Source organism: Eggerthella sp. BIOML-A1 (assembly GCF_009875595.1).
Classification (GTDB): domain Bacteria; phylum Actinomycetota; class Coriobacteriia; order Coriobacteriales; family Eggerthellaceae; genus Eggerthella; species Eggerthella lenta.
The window spans coordinates 1-2,315 of the sequence record NZ_WWRZ01000025.1 but is presented as its reverse complement, the minus strand read 5'-3'; the positions used below and the strand labels follow the sequence as shown (position 1 = coordinate 2,315).

3 protein-coding genes are annotated in these 2,315 nt (G+C 53.8%); 1 reads left to right on the top strand and 2 read right to left on the bottom strand.

The window, feature by feature from the left end:
* Positions 1-1,383, top strand: a 1,383-nt coding sequence (locus GT590_RS14165) for a restriction endonuclease subunit S (protein WP_161171194.1), incomplete at its 5' end; no start/stop codon positions are given.
* Here GT590_RS14165 and GT590_RS14160 read toward each other — a convergent pair.
* Both GT590_RS14160 and GT590_RS14895 read right to left on the bottom strand, forming a co-directional pair.
* On the bottom strand, positions 1,370-2,170 hold the full coding sequence (locus tag GT590_RS14160) for a tyrosine-type recombinase/integrase (RefSeq protein WP_009304927.1): 801 nt from the start codon (positions 2,168-2,170) through the stop codon (positions 1,370-1,372). The two genes, GT590_RS14165 and GT590_RS14160, sit on opposite strands and share 14 nt — an antisense overlap.
* Positions 2,171-2,207: 37 nt before the next feature.
* A partial coding sequence (locus GT590_RS14895; protein WP_186288291.1) for a restriction endonuclease subunit S occupies positions 2,208-2,315 on the bottom strand: 108 nt, incomplete at its 5' end.

Here is a 2,315-nt window from a genome sequence, read left to right as displayed (position 1 = left end):
TGCATCGACGACGAGATCCCGTTCGAGATCCCCGAGGGCTGGGAGTGGGCAAGGCTGGAGGGCATTACCACCTACATACAGCGCGGCAAATCGCCAAAGTACTCACTCGAAAAAAAATATCCCGTTGTCGCTCAGAAATGCAACCAATGGTCAGGGTTCTCGCTGGAGAGGGCGAAGTTCGTCGACCCGAACAGCGTTGCATCGTATGCCGAGGAGAGGCTGCTCGTTGACGGCGACCTGCTCTGGAACTCGACGGGGCTGGGCACCCTTGGCCGCATGGCCGTCTACGATTCGAACCAAAACCCTTACGGGTGGGCGGTTGCCGACAGCCACGTTACGGTCATCAGGACCGCGCCCGACTGGTTGCGCTACGAATATGCGTTCCTCTACTTTGCGGGCCCGTCGGTCCAATCCGTTATCGAGGATCAGGCGAGCGGTTCAACGAAGCAGAAGGAGCTTGCGCAAGAGACGGTGAAGAGATACCTGATCCCCGTGCCGCCCCTCGCCGAGCAGCGCCGCATCGCCGAGCGAGTCTCCGAGCTGATGCCGCTCGTTGGGGAGTACGGCAAGCTGGAGGACGAGCGCGAAGCGTTGGACGCTTCGCTGCCCGAGCGCCTGCGCAAATCCGTGCTGCAGATGGCCGTCGAGGGCAAGCTCGTGCCACAAGATCCGTCGGAAGAGCCCGCATCCGTGCTGCTCGATCGCATCCGCGAGGAACGCGCCCATCTTATCAAGGAGAAGAAGATCAAGGCCCCCAAGGGCGGTGAGTCGGTAATCTACCTCGGTTCCGATGGCAGGCGCTATGAGAAGCGCGGCAAGGGCGAGCCCGTCTGCATCGACGACGAGATCCCGTTCGAGATCCCCGAGGGCTGGGAGTGGGCAAGGCTCGGCAGCCTACTGTCCGTCATTAGCGACGGCACCCATAAGACCCCTGAGTACACAAATGATGGGGTTCTCTTTCTGTCTGTGCAAAACATCTCAAAAGGCTTCTTCGACCTGAGCAGAGTCAAACATATAAGTAGAGAGACACACAAAGGGCTATGTAAGAGGGTTAGGCCTCAAAATGGTGACATTCTGCTGTGCCGAATCGGTACGTTGGGAAAACCCATTATTGTCGACGTAGATTATGAATTTAGCATCTTTGTCAGTTTGGGCCTTCTCAGGCCTATTAATCGCTCGCTTGCGGAATGGATTGTCAATTGCCTTGATTCGCCTATGGGGTTCAACTGGATTCAAGAGGTTAAAGTCGGCGGCGGAACGCATACATTCAAAATCAACCTTGGAGATATTCCCTCGTTTTTGGTACCCATTCCGCCTCTTGTCGAGCAGCGCCGCATAGCCGAACGCATCTCCGAGCTCGATGTCCTAATCACCAATCAATAGCTTTATCGACTGCGGCGCGCTGCTCCTCTGCGGTGCGTCGCAGATATATTCGCGTCGTCTCGATGCTTTCATGTCCCATTAAGTCAGCGAGAAAAGCGATATCTGGGTTCTTTGCTATAAAATTTTTGGCGAATCGATGCCTGAAGGAATGCGGATACACGACATCTGGATTCACTCCATAACGTTTTGCGCAGCGTTTTAATCCAAGCGATAAGCCTCTCGTACTCATTGGGTTTCCGTTGGGGCCGACGAACACGAATCCTTCTCCAAGCGAGCATTGTTTGAACCAAAGTAGTGCATCTTGCTGTAGCGATTTTGGAATGTAAATCCGCCTCAGCTTTTCCCCTTTGGATATCAGATCAAGATGTCCCACCCTAACTGATTCGACCGTCAATCGCCGCAATTCGCTAATCCTCGCGCCGGTGCAAGCGAGGAAGCGCACGACGAAATGCCAATAAAGGTCACCGTCTTCGAGGAGTCCATCACGTAGGGTTTCATACTCATCTTGGCTGATTACGTTATCTAGAAAAGGCTTCTGCTGAACGCGAACGCCCCGCAACCTCATCCCATCGTAGCCGATGTGATCTAAATAGCAGTTCAGTGCCCCGATTCTGTTATTGGCCGTCTTCGTAGCGAATTCGCTTACCAACCAATCCTTATGAGACAAGAGGGATTCGTCGTTTACCGTTGTGTAGCGTGATAAGAACTGCGATACAGCGTAAGAATACGAGCTAATGGTGTTCTGGCTCATCTCTTTCGACTTGAGATAATTGATGAAAGCTTCCATGACATCTCCTTTCGGTTATGACGCCATGGAAGCGGGATTAGTTGATATTGGCTAGTATTAAATTAAGACGCTCGGCGATGCGGCGCTGCTCGGCGAGGGGCGGCACGGGGATCAGGTATCTCTTCACCGTCTCTTGCGCAAGCTC